The following is a 16,090-nucleotide window of genomic DNA, read 5'->3' on the forward strand; positions in this document are numbered from 1 at the left end:
GGTGACGTCATGACTACGCGGCGCAGCCTCACCGAAGACGCTCAGGAAGTATTCCGCGCGATCGCACTGATCGAGCTGGGCGCGCGTATGCAGGTGCTCGAAAGCGAACTCACGCTCTCGCGCGACCGCATGATCCGCCTGTATCGCGAGATCCGTGGCGTGTCGCCGCCCAAAGGTATGTTGCCGTTCTCGGCGGACTGGTACATGACGTGGCTGGCCAACATCCATGCCTCGCTGTTCTATAACACGTACCTGTTCCTGAAGAACGAAGCGCGTTGCTCGCATCTCGACGCGCTCACCAAGGGGTTCCGGTTGTATCTGGAACACTGCCGCCATAGCGGGGCCGAGCCGGCGCTCGACCTCACGCGTGCGTGGACCCTGGTGCGATTTTTCGATGCCGATATTCTGCAGTTGACGCCTTGCTGCCGTTGCAACGGCAAGTTCGTCGCGCATCGCCACGACCTTCAGCACAATGTCGTGTGCGGCGCATGCCAGCCTCCATCGCGAGCCGGCAAGACGAAAAAGGCGGCTGCAGCGCGACGGGGCGCCGAGCAGACCGAGAGCGACCTTCCGGCAGTGGTAACGTCGGATGGCATTGCCGAGGCTGCGTAAGCGTAGGAGAGCAGATCCGGGTCAACCGGACTTGAGACCAAGACGTGAAACCGTCCGGCGCTCGGGGGCGCCGGACGGCGAAGCGCTTTCCGATTGCCGCTTTTGCTTGCGGCCTTTGCTTGCCGCCTCTGCTTGCCGCCTCCGTGGCGCGCGCCTGTTACACCTTTCCCGCTTCTAATTTCCGGTGAACGTCTGCCAGACGAGCCACAGGTTCGCAGCCGTTATCACGACGAACAGGAACCACGCAATCAACCGCGTGGGGAGCCGGTTCACGAACTCGCCCATGAGCGCACGATCGTTCGTCATGCGAATGAGCGGCCAGAGCGCGAACGGCAGTTGCAGGCTCAACACCACCTGGCTTGCCACCAGCAGCTTGCCCACTGCACCGTTGCCGAGCAGCGCCACACCCGCGAAGGCGGGAATCAGCGCGAGCACACGCGTGATCAAGCGCCGCTGGTAACACGGAATCTTCATCTGCAGGAAGCCTTCCATGATGACCTGGCCCGCCACGGTGCCCGTGAACGTCGAGCTCTGCCCGGAGGCGAGCAGCGTGATCGCGAACAGCACTGCCGCCGCGCCCGTGCCGACAATCGGCGCGAGCAGTTTGTAAGCCTGCTCGATGTCGGTGACGTCGGTGTGCCCGTTGGCGTGAAAAGCCGCTGCCGCCAGAATCAGGATGGCCGCATTGATCAGGAGCGCGATCAGAAGCGAGGCGATCGTGTCGAGCCGAGAAAGGCCAATGGCCTGCTTGAGGCTCGCAGGGTCGCGTTTGACGGCGCGCGTTTGCACGATCGACGAATGCAGATAGAGGTTGTGCGGCATGACGGTCGCGCCGAGAATGCCGATCGCCAGATACAGCGGCTCCACCGAGGAAATGGCGTGCCACGACGGCACCGCACCCGCAAAGACCGAAGGCCAGTGCGGCTTCACGAGCGCGAGCTGGATCACATAACCCAGGCCTATCGTGGCGATCAGGCCGGCCATGATCGCCTCGAGCGAGCGGAAGTTCTTGCCCTTCAGGCCGAGCACGATCAGCGTGTCGAACGCGGTGAGCACCACGCCCACCATCAGCGAGCAGCCGAGCAGCAGGTGGAACGCGAGCGCGCCGCCCAGCACCTCCGCAAGATCGCACGCGATGATCGAAAGCTCGGCGAGCAGCCACTGGCCGAGCGCGACCGGCCTCGAATAGCGCTCGCGCGACAGCTCCGCGAGATCGCGTTGCGTCACGATGCCAAGTCGCATGGACAGGCACTGCAGTGCGATGGCCGCGAGGCTCGATAGCACGACGACGAACAGGAGGCTGTAACCGTAGCGCGAGCCCGCCTCGATGTCGGTGGCCCAGTTGCCCGGGTCCATATACCCGATCGACACCAGCAGGCCGGGACCCGCGAATTGCCAGAACTTCTTCCAGAACGGCGCGCGCGGCGAAACCTCGATACTGCCCTGCACTTCTGAAGGGCAAAAAGGCGCCGTTGCCGTGGTCGGTAGTCGGAACTCCAACGGTTCGATCCTCAAGGGTTGACCTGTCGCGGCACATGCCGCGATCGGGCCCTCAAGTGTACAGCGTCGGCTGCGGCACTTCTCTCAAGAGCGTGAAACGGCCCACGTCGCGCAGGCGGTAGTCGATCGGATCGTGCAGCGTGTGCACGCGCGCATTGCGCCAGAAGCGGTCGAGCGCGAGCGCCGCGCCCGTGGCGCGCGCGCCGCACGCCTCGAAAAGCTGCTCGCCGCCCTCGAGCGCGGCACGGTGCGCGACGATCTTCGCCTCTGAAATCGCGAGCGAGACTTCGGCACGCGTGGCTGTGTTCAAGGCCTCGCCTTCGTCCCACGCAGCGTCGAGCAGCGCGCCCGCGCGATCCGCCAGCACGGCCGCCGCGAGCGACTGCACGCGCATCTCGCCAAAGCGCTGCTGCAGGAACGGGTCGTCGGCCACGTGCTGAACGCCCGAATTGACCCACGGGCGGCCGTTCGTGAGCACATAGGCGCGCGCTTCTTCAAGCGCACCTTCGGCAAGGCCCACGAAAAGATTCGTCAGCACGCCTTGCGAAACCAGCGTGCGCAGCGTGGCGCGCGGCGTGTCGGGGCGTTGCAGCACTTCGTCGGCGCGCACTGCGACGTTCTCGAACGATACGGTGCCGCTATCGGTTTGGCGCTGGCCTATCGGGTCCCAGTCGTCGTGCACCGTGATCCCGGCGCGCGTGGTGGGCACGACCGCGAACACCGGGTTGCCAGTGGCGGGATCGTGCGCGCTCACGGTCATCCTCTGCGAACCGTAGGTGCCCGAACAAAATCCCTTCTTGCCATGCAAACGCCAGCCACCTTCCTTGTCCGGCTGCGCGACGAGCCGCGTGTCGAGTGGATTCACCGCGTTGCCCCACCACCAGCGATGCTCGACGGTGCCTTGCAGCCAGTTCGCGCGCTGCGCGGCGCTGCCCCACAATTCGACGCTCGCCACCTGCAGGCACTGGAAGCCGAGCAGATGCGCAAGCGCACTATCGACGCGCGCAAGCGCGCGGATCGTCGCGTAGATATCGCTCCAGCGCACGCCGTCCTTGCCGAACTGGCCGCCGAACTCACGCGGCACGGCGAGCGTGAGCAGTCCGGCATCGGCAATGCGCTGCTTTTCGGCCGCCGCGTGGCCGCCTGCAAGATCGCGTTGTGCGGCGTTCGCACGCAGCGCTTCGAGCAGCGCGGCGAAACGCCCGTCCTGTTCCTGCCCGCGTGGGCGCTGTGCTTCGTTCATACCCATATTTCCCGAATGAGATGCCAATAAAAGCGAAGCGCGCAGCAAAGAGGCTGCGCGCGTGATGTCGAAAAGGCTGCGCCCTTCAGGTTCGCCGCAAAAGATGCCGCACCAGCACGTCGCCCGCGAACTGCACGGCCGCAACGATCGCGATCAGCAGCACGATGACGGTGACCATGACCGTCGTGTCGAAACGTTGATAGCCGTAGCGTATCGCGAGATCGCCGAGGCCACCCGCGCCGACGGCGCCCGCCATCGCCGACGAGCCGATCATCGCCACCACGGTGATCGTGAAGCCGCCCACCATGCCGGGCAGCGCCTCGGGCAGCAGCACATGCCACACGATATGGCGGCGCTGCGCGCCCATGGCCTGGGCCGCCTCGATCAAGCCGCGATCGACTTCGCGCAGGCTCACTTCGGCCACGCGCGCGAAGAACGGAATGGCCGCAATGGAAAGCGGCACCACGGCGGCCCATACGCCGATTGTCGTGCCCACGAGGAAGCGCGTAAGCGGCAGCAACGCGACCAGCAAGATGATGAAGGGCGTGGAGCGAAACGCGTTGACGAGCGCGCCCAGCGCGGAATTGAGCGCGGGTCGCTCCAGAATGCCGCCGCGCGCGGTCGTGACCAGCAGTAGCGCGATGGGAATACCGATCAGCAGTGCGAATAGCGCTGATACGCCGACCATCAGCAGCGTGTCGCGTATGCCTTCGAGGAGTTCGGTGATCCATACGTCAGACATAGCCCAGCACCTCCACACGGCTTGCATGGCCACGCGCGCGCCCGGCCAGCGACGCCGCCTCTTCGGCGCTTTGCACCGGCGCGGAGACGACCAGCCGCCCTTGCGCGCGCCCCTGAATCCGCTCGATACCGCCGTGCACAAACCGCACACCCTGCGCGCCGAACGCCTGCGCGAGCGTGGCGAGGTCGGGCTCCTGCGCCGCCTCGCCCGTGAAGCGCACGTCGAACAGCGCATGCGCACCCGCTTGCGGCGAAGCGTGAATGCGCGCCGCGAGGTCCTCGGGCAACTCGTGGCCCGGTGTGTGCAGGAGCGCACGCGTCGCTTCGTGCTGCGGATTGCCGAACACGCGCCATACCGGCCCCTGCTCGACCACCTTGCCGCGCTCGATCACCGCGACCGTATCGCACACGTCGCGTATGACCTCCATCTCATGCGTGATGAGCACGATGGTGACGCCCAGGCGCCGGTTGATGTCGCGCAGCAGCGCAAGAATGGCGCGCGTGGTTTCCGGGTCGAGCGCCGAAGTCGCCTCGTCGCACAGCAGGATATCGGGCTCGTGCACGAGCGCGCGTGCAATGCCCACACGCTGCTTCTGTCCGCCGGAAAGCCGCGCGGGCCACGCATCGCGGCGCTCGCTCAACCCCACCAGTTCGAGCAGCGCGTTCACGCGCGCCTCGATGGACGCTTTCGGCACGCCCGCGATTTTCAGCGGCAGCGCGATGTTGTCGTGCACCGTTTTCGCGGAAAGCAGGTTGAAGTGCTGAAACACCATGCCGATGCGCCGTCGCAGCGCAACGAGCGCCCGCTCGTCGAGCGCGCCCACGTCCACGCCGTTCACACGCACGCCGCCGCTCGTGGGCTTTTCGAGGCCGTTCACGAGTCGCAGCAGCGTGGACTTGCCCGCGCCGCTGCGCCCGATGATGCCGAACACCTCGCCGCGCGCCACCTGCAAGCCGACGCCCGCGAGCGCCGCATGCGCGCCAGCCGCGTAGGTCTTGCCGACGTTTTCGAACACGACCGCGGGCTGCGACACGTCGGCGTCGCGCGTCGCCTCGCCCGCCGCCGGGCCCGCTTCAATGAAGCGCGCCGCTCCGAACCATTTCATCATCGCTGCTCCTCGTGCGTGTTTGACGCGCGCTTTACCAGGCGACCGCGTACAGGTTGCCGAAGGCCTTGTCGAGTTCCTTGCGCACAGCCGGCGAATGCTGGTAGATGTCGATGAACTTGCGAATGCGCGGATCGTTCACGCTCTCGGGCCGCACGACGAACTGGATCGCGAACGACTTGTTTTCGACGCCGTCGAAGAGCAGCGCGCTATTCGGATCGGTCGTGCCCGCAAGCTTGATGAAGCTCGGGTAACCCTGCGCGAGATCCACGTCGTCGAGCGAGCGTGCGAGTTGCGACGCTTCGAGCTGAACGATCTTCAAATGCTTGGGGTTGGAAACGATATCGAGCGTCGTGGCACGGTAATCCACGCCCGGCTTGAGCTTGATGAGGCCCGCGCGCTGCAGCAGCAACAGGCCGCGTCCGCCGTTCACGGGATCGTTCGCGATGGCGACCGTCGCGCCATCCTTCAGGTCTTCGAAACGTTTTACCTTCTTCGAATACAGGCCGATCTTCATGATCGTGCCCGGCGCAATGGCGACGAACTTGTAACCGCCCTGCTTTTCGGCGTTCTCCAGAAACGGCGTGTGCTGGAAGTAGTTGACGTCGATGTCCTTGTTCGCCAAGGCGGCGTTGGGCGTGTTCCAGTCGGTGAATTCGATGATCTTCACGTCCACGCCCTGCGCCTTCGCCTCGCGCGCCGCTTCCTGCAGCGCTGGCGTTTGCGGCGTGGTGGCAATGCCGATCTTGAGCGTCGGGGTATCCGCGTACGCGTTGAGTGTGGTGGCCGCGAGCGGCACGGCAATTGCCGTCAGCAGACCGAGCCAGGCAAAAACGCGGTGAAAAGAAGAAGGGCGCCCCACGGCGCGCACGGCACGGATCATCGCGTTCCTCGAATGGAAGTTGGACTTCGTTCAGTGAGGAGCGACGCGATGAGGGCCCATCGCGTTGGCTCCAGATGGGTCCAGACGATGATAGGGGCGCGGCGGGGCCGGGTCTACGAAGCGATTACGCAAAGGAAATCGCCGCCTGCGATATGCGCAGGCGGCGAGCGTTCCAGCTGTTTCTATGAAGTCTTGCGGGACGTTTAGCGTGCTGCGAGCGGCGGCGGCGCGCCATCGCCGGGCTTCGCATCGCCCCAGCCGCCGCCCAGCGCGCGGATCAGGTTCACGGTCGCCACGGCCTGCGAGCCTTGCAGATGGCTGGCCTGCAATTGCGACACGAGCACCGTCCGTTCGCTGTCGATCACGTTCAGATAGCTCACCTCGCCTTCCTCGTACTGCGTGCGCGAAAGGTGCGCCGATTGCTGCGAAGCGCTCACCGCGTCGTTCTGCTCGCGGATCTGGTCGTCGAGCAGGCGCAGGTCGGAGAGATTGTCCTCCACCTCGCGGAACGCCACGAGCACCTGCTGGCGATATTGCGCCACATCTTCATCGTATTTCGCACGCGACTGTGCGAGATTCGCCTTGCGCCGGCCGCCGTCGAAAAGCGGCAGCGTGAGCGCCGTGCCGGCAAGCGGCCCAAGCAGGAACGCGCGGCTCGACCACATGAACAGGTCGGCGAGCGTGGCCGACTCGAAGCCGGCGGCACCCGTGATATTGAGCTGCGGGAAGAACGCCGACTTCGCGAGACCCACGCGTGCGTTCGCGGCCGCCATGGAGCGCTCGGCGGCCGCCACGTCGGGGCGACGCTCCAGCAGCGCGGAAGGCAGGCCGGGCGGCACCTGTACGACCACCGGCGCGAGCGGCGTTTCCGGGAACGTAAAGTCCGCGGGCGCCTTGCCGAGCAGGATCGCCAGGCTATGCTCCGAGGCCGCGCGCTGACGCGCGACGCCCACCGCGTCGGCACGCGCGCTCGCCAGCTCGTTGCGCGCCTGCGCCACGTCCAGCGCGCTGATGTCGCCTTCCTTGAAGCGGCGCTCGACGAGCTTGAGCGCATCTTCACGCAGCGCCACCGTGCGGCGGTACAGATCGACGTCCGAGTCGAACTGGCGCAGCTGGAAGTAGTTCTGCGCGACGTCGGCCTGCAAGGCGAGCTGCACCGAGAGGAACAAGGCCTCGCTTTGCTGCGCGTCTGCCTGCGTGGCGTGGACGTTCGAACTCACGCGGCCGAACAGATCGACCTCGTAGCTCGCGGTGGCCTGCGCGCGCCAAAGCGTTTGCGCGGGCACATTGGTGTTCTGCGACTCATACAGCGAAGCCGGTGAAGCACGCTCGTAGGTCGGCCCGAAGCCCGCATCGATCGACGGGAACCACGAGGCGCGCGCGGCCTGCGTCACGGCGCGCGCCTGCTGCACGCGCGCGGCGGCCGCCTTGAGGTCCTGGTTCGCTTCGAGCGCCTGCTGTTCGAGCTTGTCGAGCGTCGGGTCGCCGAACACCGTCCACCATTCGCCGCGGTGAGCGTCGTCGGCGGGCTGCGCGGGCTTCCATGTGCCCACGTCATGCGGATTCGCGCTTTGCGTTTGCTGCGGCGCTTCCTTGTAGGCGGCGGGCACGGCGGCGTCGGGCACCTTGTAGGTGGGCTCGACGGAGCACGCCGCGAGCCAGGCAAACAGCGCGACGCTCGCCGCGATTCGTGTGATACGCGCAAACTGCCCGCCTCCCGGCGAGACATTTCGGCTATAGCGCAAGCTGGATTCGTTAGTCATGTTAATCATTCTCCCTTGTCGCCTTACGCATCGACCATCGACTGCGGCTTGCGCGCATTGTCCTTTTGCGCGACGTGAATCTTGCCGCCCGCGAGCGTGCGCAGCACCACGTAGAACACCGGCGTGAGCAGCAGGCCGAACGCGGTCACACCCAGCATGCCGAAGAACACGGCCACGCCCATCGCATGACGCATCTCCGACCCCGCCCCGCTCGAGAGCACGAGCGGCACCACGCCCATGATGAACGCAATGGACGTCATCAGGATCGGCCGCAGACGCAGGCGGCTCGCTTCGATTGCCGCGGAGAGCGGCGTGTGTCCGTCGTGCTCCAGCTCACGCGCAAATTCGACGATCAGAATGGCGTTCTTCGAAGCCAGCCCCACCAGCACCATCAAGCCGATCTGCGTGAAGATGTTGTTGTCGCCCTGCGTGAGCCAAACGCCCGTTAGCGCACACAGCACGCTCATCGGCACGATCAGGATCACCGCGAGCGGCAGCGTCAGGCTCTCGTAGAGCGCGGCCAGCACGAGGAACACGAGCAGCACGCTGATCGGGAACACCCAGATGCCCGCATTGCCCGCCAGCACCTGCTGGTACGTGAGGTCGGTCCATTCGAACTTCACGCCGCGCGGCAGCACTTCGGCCGCAATGCGCTCCGCCGCCGCCTGCGCCTGACCCGACGAGTAACCGGGTGCGGGGCCGCCGTTGATGTCGGCAGCGGTGTAGCCGTTGTAACGCACCACCATTTCGGGGCCGTACGTGGGCGTAACCGTGACGAGCGACGAGAGCGGCACCATTTCGCCCGCGGCGTTGCGCGTCTTCAGTTGCAGGATATCGTCGGCCCTCTGGCGGAACGGCGCATCGGCCTGCACGCGTACCTGATACACGCGTCCGAAGCGGTTGAAGTCGTTCACGTAGAGCGACCCGAGATAGATCTGCATCGTGTCGAACACGTCCGTGACCGGTACGCCAAGCTGCTTCGCCTTCGTGCGGTCGAGATCGACGTTCAGCTGCGGGACGTTGATCTGATAGTTCGTGAACGTCGGGCCCAGCTCCGGCGTTTGCGCCGCGCGCTTGACGAAGTCCTGCGTCGCGCGGTTGAGCGCCTCATAGCCGAGCGCACCATGATCCTCCAGCTGCAGCTTGAAGCCGCCGAGCGTGCCGAGGCCGAGCACCGGCGGCGGCGGGAACACGGCGATAAACGAGTCCTTGATGCTCGCGTACTGCTGGTTCAGCGCACCCGCGATCGCACCGGCCGAAAGCGCCTTGCCCTTGCGCTCCTTGAACGGCTTGAGCGTGACGAACACAATGCCCGCGCTCGAGCTATTGGTGAAGCCGTTCACCGAAAGGCCCGGGAACGCCACGGCGCTTTCCACGCCGGGCTGCTTGAGCGCAATGGCGCTCATGTCGCGAATCACGTTCTCGGTGCGGTCGAGCGCGGCGCCATTGGGCAGTTGCGCGAATGCGATCAGATACTCCTTGTCCTGCGCGGGCACGAAGCCGCCCGGCACCACACGCGCCATCAGCACCGTTGCGGCGATCAGCACCACATAGACCCCGAGCATCGCGCCCTTGTGGCGCAGCACGCCGTTCACGCCGCGCCCATAGCTTTCCGAGCCGCGATGGAACACCTGGTTGAAGCGGCGGAAAAAGCCGCCCAGCACGAGGTTCATGCCGCGCGTGAGCCAGTCTTCCTTCTCGCCGTGGCCGCGCAGCAGCAGCGCTGAAAGCGCGGGCGAAAGCGTGAGCGAGTTGAACGCCGAGATCACCGTGGAAATGGCGATGGTCATCGCGAACTGCTTGTAGAACTGGCCCGTGAGACCGCTCATGAACGCGAGCGGCACGAACACGGCCACGAGCGTGAGCGCGATGGCGATGATCGGCCCGCTCACCTCCTGCATGGCCTTGTAGGTCGCATCGCGCGCGGATAACCCGCTCGCGATGTTGCGCTCCACGTTTTCCACCACCACGATCGCATCGTCCACCACGATACCGATGGCGAGCACCATGCCGAACAGCGAGAGCGCGTTGATCGAGAAGCCGAACGCAAGCAGCAGCGAGAACGTCCCGACGATCGACACCGGCACCGCAATCAGCGGAATGATCGAGGCACGCCACGTTTGCAGGAACACGATCACCACGATCACCACGAGCGCGATGGCTTCGAGCAGCGTGTGCACGACCGCTTCGATACTGGAGCGCACGAACTGTGTGGGGTCGTAGACAATCTTGTAATCCACGCCCGCGGGCATGTCCTGCTTGAGTTCCTTCATCGCCGCGCGCACCTGGTCCGAGATCGCGAGCGAGTTCGCGCCCGGGGCCTGGTTGATCGCGAGCGCGACGGCCGGCTTGTTGTCGAGCAGCGAGCGCAAACCGTATTCCGACGCGGCCAGTTCGATACGCGCGATATCGCGCAGGTACGTCACGCCGCCGTCGGGATTCGTCTTGACGATGATGTCGCCGAACTCGCTCTCCGTGCGCAGACGGCCACGCGCGTTGACGTTCAACTGGTACGGCGTGCCGGGCACGCTAGGCGATGCGCCGATCACACCCGCCGCCACTTGCACGTTCTGCTCGCGAATCGCGTTGACGACATCGTTCGCGGTGAGGTTGCGCTGCGCTACCTTCTGCGGGTCGAGCCAGATACGCATGGCGTAATCGCCCGAGCCCCACAACTGCACCTCGCCCACGCCCTGAATGTTCGAAAGGCGGTCCTTCACATTGAGCAGCGCGTAGTTGCGCAGGTACGTCATGTCGTAGCGGTTGTCCGGCGAAATCAGGTGCACCACCATCGTGAGCGTGGGGGAACTCTTGATGGTCGTGATGCCGAGACGCTGCACGTCTTCCGGCAGGCGCGGCAGCGCCTGGTTCACGCGGTTTTGCACGAGCTGCGTGGCCTTGTCCGGGTCGGTGCCGAGGCGAAACGTGACCGTGAGCGTGAGGTTGCCGTCGCTATTGGCCTGCGACTGCATGTACAGCATGTTCTCGACGCCGTTGATCTGCTCTTCCAGCGGCGCGGCCACGGCTTCGGCGATCACTTTCGGGTTCGCGCCCGGATACTGCGCGTGGACCACCACCGAAGGCGGCACGACCTCGGGGTACTCGGAGATCGGCAACTGGAACAGCGCGATCACGCCGGCCAGCAGGATCAGCACGGACAGTACGCCCGCGAAGATCGGCCGGTCGATGAAGAATTTCGATATGTTCATGGGTTGCTCTTGTTCATGACGCTCAATTTTGCGCAATTCATCTTACGCTTAGGCATCCTGACTGACGGGGAGGCGTATGCTGCAAACGCCCACGCCCGCCGCTCGTCAGGACGTCTTCGCTGCCTTGGCGCCGGGGTTCGCTGCCGTGCTGGCCGAATCGGCGTCGGGGTCGCCGTTCATTGGCACCATATGCGAGCGCACGACAATGCCAGGGCGCACGCGCTGTGTGCCGTTCACCACCACGTGGTCGCCCGCCTTCAGGCCGTCCAGAATCACGCGCAGGTTGCCCTGCTGGCCGCCCGTTTGCACGGTGCGGTACGCGATCTTGCCGCTGTTATCCACGACGTATACAAACTTCTTGTCCTGGTCGGTGCCGATCGCGGCATCGTCCACGAGCAACGCCGGGTGCGGGGCGCTGCCTCCTACCTTGATGCGTGCGTAAAGCCCCGGCACCAGCGCGCCGTCGGCGTTGTCGAAGCGCGCGCGTACGCGGATCGTGCCCGACGTCGTGTCCAGACGGTTATCCACCGACTCGATCGTGCCGGTGCGCGAATAGCCCGATTCGTTCGCGAGACCCAGCTCGACCGGCACCTTCGAGCCATCCTTCATGCGGCTGATGTAGTCGAGATAGGTCTGCTCGTCGGCGTCGAATTCGGCGTAGATGGGCGAAACGGAAACGAGCGTCGTGAGCGGCGCGGCGGCGGCTCCCGCCGAAACGACGTTGCCCACCGTGATCTCCGCGCGCGAGACACGCCCCGCAACCGGCGCGGCGATGCGCGTGTAGCCGAGGTTGATCTGCGCGGCTTCGAGCGCGGCCTGCGCGGCCTTGAGATTCGCGTTCGCTTCGCGCGAAGCGTTCTGCTTCTCGTCGTAATCGCGCTTCGCGATGGCGTTGTCGCCAATCAGGCGCTGCGCGCGCTCCCAGTCGCTTTGCGCGTAGCCCGTGCGCGCCTGCGCGGCGGCAAGCTGCGCGGCGGCCTGGTCGACGGCCGCCTGGTACGGGCGCGGGTCGATCACGAACAGCGTATCGCCCTGCTTCACGAGCGCGCCATCACGGAAGTTCACCGAGACGATCGTGCCCGAAACCTGCGGACGTATCTCCACTTTTTCGACGGCGGCCATGCGGCCCGAGTAGGTCTGCCAGTCGGTGATGGTGCGATTGAGCACCGCTGCGACATCGACCTCGGGCGCGGGCGGCGCTTCCGCGGCAACGGCGGGATGCGAGTCGAGGCGGATTGCGCCGAAAGTGCCCAGGCCCGCGACCACGATCACGCCAAAGACTGCCAGCGCGATACGGGTTCGGGATTGCGAAAAGAGTGACATGTCGGACTCCAGAAATAATGGTTGATGTTCTTCACTGGCTCGGCAGCACCGCCGCTATGGCGCTTTGCTTATGACGCGCCCGCGTCGAAGCAACACTGAAAAAACCGCACGGCTTCGTTGAGCGCGGCCGGATGCGCGGCGAGGTTCGCGTGCGACACGCTCGGGTAGCGCACCACCTGGGTGCGCACACCCGCGTCGATCAGTCGGCTTGCGTACTTCTCCGCTTCGATGTGCAGCACGTCGTTCTGTGCGGTCACGATGAGCGTGGGCGGCAGTCCGCCAAGGCGCAGCGATTCGAGCGGCGCCGCGTACGGATGCATGCGCTGCGCCGCGTCGGGCAGATACGCGCGATAACACGCCGCGCATTCGCTTGCGGTGATATCGGAGCTCAGGCGCGCCTCGTCGCCAAGGCGCGTGAGGCTCGGGTCCAGCATCGGCGCGAACAGCGCCTGCGCCGCGAGTTTCACGTCGCCGCGATCGCGTCCCATGAATGCGAGCACGTTGGCGATCTGGCCGCCTGCGTCGTGGCCCGCCGCGATCACGCGTTTCGGGTTGCCGCCGAAGGCGCGCGCCCGCGTGAGCGCCCACAGCGCGGCGCGATGCGCGTCTTCGGGCGCGGCGGGAAACGGGTGCTTCGGCGCAAGCGAATACCCCACGCTCACGACCAGCGCCGGTAAGCGTTCTGCGAGAAAACGCCCAACGGCGTCCGACTCTTCGATCGACCCGCGCACGAAACCGCCGCCGTGGAAATACAGCAACACCGGCAGGCCGTTCGCAGCTTCGGGGCGGTACAGACGCAGCGGAATCTGCTGCGCGTAGCCTTCGATCACCACGTCGGTCGTGAGCAGCGCGCGCGCCTTGCTGGGCCTGGGGGACGCGGTAACAGGGACAGCCGCCGGAACTTCGGCCAGCGGCGCTTCATCCGCGGAGATCCAGGACGTTGGGCGTTTAAAGACATCCATGTCAAATCGGCGCAATGCGCGAGAGTAGATTCGAATGGAGCGAATTGTGGGTTCGGCAGACTTCCAAATAAATGCCTATAATCCGGCAACACAATTCGGCGCACCTGAACAATCTGTCTCCCCTTTCTGCGCGGGCGTTTCCTTTAAACGCTGCGCGCCGTGCGACCGAAGCTTTTTGGAGAGTGGCAATGGACCGCCTTCAGGCCATGCAGGTGTTCACCCGCGTCGTCGATACCAACAGCTTCACACGCGCTGCCGAAACGCTCGACATGCCGCGCGCTTCGGTCACGACGATCATTCAGAATCTCGAAGCATTTCTCGGCGTGCGCCTCATGCACCGCACCACGCGCCGCCTTTCGCTCACACCCGACGGCGCCGCGTACTACGAGCGCTGCGTGCGCATTCTCGCGGACGTCGAGGAAACGGAAACCACATTCCAGGATCGCAACCGCAAGCCGCACGGCAAGCTGCGCATCGACATGCCGGGCTCGATCGGGCGGCTCATCGTGATTCCGTCGCTGTGCGAGTTCCACGGCCGCTACCCGGACATCGACCTGCAACTGGGCCTCTCCGACCGCCCCGTCGACTTGCTGCAGGAAGGCGTGGATTGCGTGGTGCGCGTGGGCGCGCTGCAGGATTCGTCGCTGGTCGCGCGGCGCATCGGCATTTTCGAAGGTGTATCGTGTGCGGCGCCCTCGTATCTGGAGCGCCACGGCACGCCGCAAACGCTCGAAGAACTGGCCGAACATCGCGCCGTGAATTATTTCTCGTCGCGCACGGGGCGCGTGATCGACTGGGCGTTTCTCGTCGACGGCAAGGAAGTGGAGATCAAGCTCAAGAGCATGGTCTCGGTGAACGACGCGGATGCCTATATCACGTGCGGCATCGAAGGCTTCGGCTTGATCCAGGGGCCGCGCTACATGGTGCTGCCGCATCTGAAGTCGGGTGCGCTCGTCGAAGTGCTGCCCGATTTCAAACCGCTGCCCATGCCGATTTCGGCCGTGTACCCGCACAGCCGCCATCTGTCACCCAAAGTGCGCGTATTCGTGGACTGGATCGCCGAGGTGTTCGACCGCTGCCCGCTCCTCTCCGGCCGCGCCTCGCTCGACAAGGCCTGCACAATGCGCACGCTCGAAGAGCGCGAAAATGCGCCGGCGCTCGAAACGCCGGTTATCTCGGAGTGGGCCGCATAACGCCGTAGCACTGCGCCCGCCCTCAAAGCCGCGCCCGCAAAGGCTTTCGCGGGTGCGGCGCAGCGATTGTTCCGGATTTTCGACAATTCCTTTCGCGTTGCGGCCGTTTATCGCAAACGGCTGCGCAACTACATTTGCTCCTGTCGCCGCGACTCACGTGGCACCAGTAGAAAAGGAGCAGATCATGAAACGCACTCTCGCAACCGCCATTGGCGCCACGCTCGTTCTCTCGCTCGCCGCTAGTGCTTCGGCTTTCGCACAGGACAACAGCGCTCCGAAAACCCGCGCCGAAGTCAAAGCCGAAATCGCCGCCGCGTATCGTGACGGCACGCTGCCCTCGTTGAACAAGACGAGCTACCCCGAGCAAAGCCTGATCGGCCGCACGCAAGCGCAACGCATCGCGCTGCAGGAAAGCCACGCGAACAATGCTCAACGCGTTGCGCAGGCTGGCGAATAAACCCGCAGGACGCATCGGCATTTCGATTGCAAGACGAAACACGTAGGAGTCCAATATGAACTCGACCGTACCTTCCGAACTCGAACAGTGGGACAACACCACGCCCGTGTGGACGCCGTTTCGGCATTGACGCTTGAAGCGCGGGAAGATGTGAAAAGGCCCGGCGGTTTTATAACCGTCGGGCCTTGGCGTTACCGGTTCACGAAATCCGGCTCGAAAAACACCCAGCGCACCGCAGGAAAGCGCGCCTGCAGATCGGCTTCGATCTCGTTGATCGCTTCAACCATCGTGCGGCTGTGGTCGTAGTCGAGCATTTCGCACTGCACGGCCACCATCACCTCCTTGCCCCATTGCAGGGTAATGAGGCTGATGATGCTGCGAATCTCGGGCCGCGCGCGCAGGAACAATTCGATATCGCGCCGCATTTCCGGGCTCGCCGATTCGCCCACGATCATCGACTTCACTTCGCGCGCGATGAACCACGAAATCAGCATGAGCAGCACGCCCACGCCGATCGAGCCGCACGCGTCCCATACCGGGTTGCCCGTGATGACCGTGAGCAGCACCGCGGCAAACGCAATGGCGAGACCCGCGAGCGCAGCGATGTCCTCGCCGGCCACGACGAGCAGGTCCGAGTCGCGCGTTTCGCGCGCCCAGCGCCATAGCGATTTCGTAGGAGAGCCTTTGCGGATCTCGCGCAGCGCGCCATAGAGCGAGAACGCCTCGAGCACGACGGAAATGCCGAGCACGACGAGCGCCACGTACACGAATCGGAGCGGCTCGCGCAGGATCAGACGATGCACGCCCTCGTATACCGAGAACGCGCCGCCCACGAAAAACAGCAGCAGCGCCACGAGCAGCGAATAGAAGTTGATCGCGCGGCCCGTGCCCATGGGGTGCAGCGGCGTGGGCGGCTCGCGCGACTGGCGCAGGCCGAAGAGCAGCAGCAGTTGATTGCCGCAGTCGGCCGTGGAGTGAATCGCCTCCGCGAACATCGAGCCCGAACCCGTGAACGCCGCGGCAGCGTACTTGCAGATCGCAATGCCCAGGTTCGCTGCGAGCGCATAAAAAATGGCTTTCGGCGAGTCTCCGCTCATA

General features: G+C 65.0%; 13 protein-coding genes. 3 read left to right on the forward strand and 10 right to left on the reverse strand.

The window, feature by feature from the left end; genetic code table 11:
• The first annotated feature begins 9 nt into the window (after window positions 1–9).
• Window positions 10–612, forward strand: coding sequence for a flagellar transcriptional regulator FlhC (gene flhC, locus U5A65_RS07680; protein WP_158759205.1), 603 nt, complete (start codon window positions 10–12; stop codon window positions 610–612).
• A gap of 174 nt (window positions 613–786) precedes the next feature.
• On the opposite strand, the gene U5A65_RS07685 is transcribed toward flhC, so the two are convergent.
• The 9 genes from U5A65_RS07685 to U5A65_RS07725 all read right to left on the reverse strand — a co-directional run bounded on the left by U5A65_RS07685 (window position 787) and on the right by U5A65_RS07725 (window position 13,342).
• On the reverse strand, window positions 787–2,112 hold the full coding sequence (locus U5A65_RS07685; RefSeq protein ID WP_321911461.1) for an Nramp family divalent metal transporter: 1,326 nt from the start codon (window positions 2,110–2,112) through the stop codon (window positions 787–789).
• Between the two features lie 52 nt (window positions 2,113–2,164).
• Window positions 2,165–3,361: an acyl-CoA dehydrogenase family protein gene (locus tag U5A65_RS07690; RefSeq protein WP_415764373.1), complete on the reverse strand. Its 1,197-nt coding sequence runs from the start codon at window positions 3,359–3,361 to the stop codon at window positions 2,165–2,167.
• 79 nt (window positions 3,362–3,440) lie between these two features.
• On the reverse strand, window positions 3,441–4,097 hold the full coding sequence (locus U5A65_RS07695; RefSeq protein ID WP_321911463.1) for a methionine ABC transporter permease: 657 nt from the start codon (window positions 4,095–4,097) through the stop codon (window positions 3,441–3,443).
• On the reverse strand, window positions 4,090–5,205 hold the full coding sequence (locus tag U5A65_RS07700; protein WP_321945956.1) for a methionine ABC transporter ATP-binding protein: 1,116 nt from the start codon (window positions 5,203–5,205) through the stop codon (window positions 4,090–4,092). The genes U5A65_RS07695 and U5A65_RS07700 overlap by 8 nt, the downstream gene beginning before the upstream one ends.
• 31 nt (window positions 5,206–5,236) lie before the next feature.
• A complete protein-coding gene (locus tag U5A65_RS07705; RefSeq protein ID WP_415764376.1) occupies window positions 5,237–6,085 on the reverse strand; it encodes a MetQ/NlpA family ABC transporter substrate-binding protein in 849 nt (282 codons plus the stop codon).
• Between the two features lie 203 nt (window positions 6,086–6,288).
• On the reverse strand, window positions 6,289–7,848 hold the full coding sequence (locus tag U5A65_RS07710; RefSeq protein ID WP_321911467.1) for an efflux transporter outer membrane subunit: 1,560 nt from the start codon (window positions 7,846–7,848) through the stop codon (window positions 6,289–6,291).
• 23 nt (window positions 7,849–7,871) lie between these two features.
• Window positions 7,872–11,057, reverse strand: coding sequence for an efflux RND transporter permease subunit (locus tag U5A65_RS07715; RefSeq protein WP_321911469.1), 3,186 nt, complete (start codon window positions 11,055–11,057; stop codon window positions 7,872–7,874).
• Window positions 11,058–11,162: 105 nt separating this feature from the next.
• Window positions 11,163–12,380, reverse strand: coding sequence for an efflux RND transporter periplasmic adaptor subunit (locus U5A65_RS07720; RefSeq protein WP_321945957.1), 1,218 nt, complete (start codon window positions 12,378–12,380; stop codon window positions 11,163–11,165).
• Window positions 12,381–12,448: 68 nt separating this feature from the next.
• The gene (locus U5A65_RS07725) at window positions 12,449–13,342 is read right to left on the reverse strand and encodes an alpha/beta hydrolase (protein ID WP_321945958.1); all 894 of its coding nucleotides are present in this window, start codon (window positions 13,340–13,342) and stop codon (window positions 12,449–12,451) included.
• A gap of 188 nt (window positions 13,343–13,530) precedes the next feature.
• On the opposite strand from U5A65_RS07725, the gene U5A65_RS07730 reads away from it, so the two are divergent.
• Together U5A65_RS07730 and U5A65_RS07735 are read left to right on the forward strand one after the other, a co-directional pair.
• Window positions 13,531–14,535 (forward strand): LysR family transcriptional regulator, encoded by a 1,005-nt coding sequence (locus U5A65_RS07730; RefSeq protein WP_321911475.1) that lies wholly within the window; start codon window positions 13,531–13,533, stop codon window positions 14,533–14,535.
• Window positions 14,536–14,719: 184 nt separating this feature from the next.
• Complete coding sequence (locus tag U5A65_RS07735) at window positions 14,720–14,992, forward strand: DUF4148 domain-containing protein (protein ID WP_321911476.1); 273 nt, start codon at window positions 14,720–14,722, stop codon at window positions 14,990–14,992.
• 191 nt (window positions 14,993–15,183) lie between these two features.
• Here U5A65_RS07735 and U5A65_RS07740 read toward each other — a convergent pair whose 3' ends face one another.
• Window positions 15,184–16,089: a cation diffusion facilitator family transporter gene (locus U5A65_RS07740; RefSeq protein ID WP_321911477.1), complete on the reverse strand. Its 906-nt coding sequence runs from the start codon at window positions 16,087–16,089 to the stop codon at window positions 15,184–15,186.
• Window position 16,090 lies beyond the last annotated feature (1 nt).

Source organism: Paraburkholderia sp. J10-1, from assembly GCF_905220165.1.
In the GTDB taxonomy this organism is placed as follows: domain Bacteria; phylum Pseudomonadota; class Gammaproteobacteria; order Burkholderiales; family Burkholderiaceae; genus Paraburkholderia.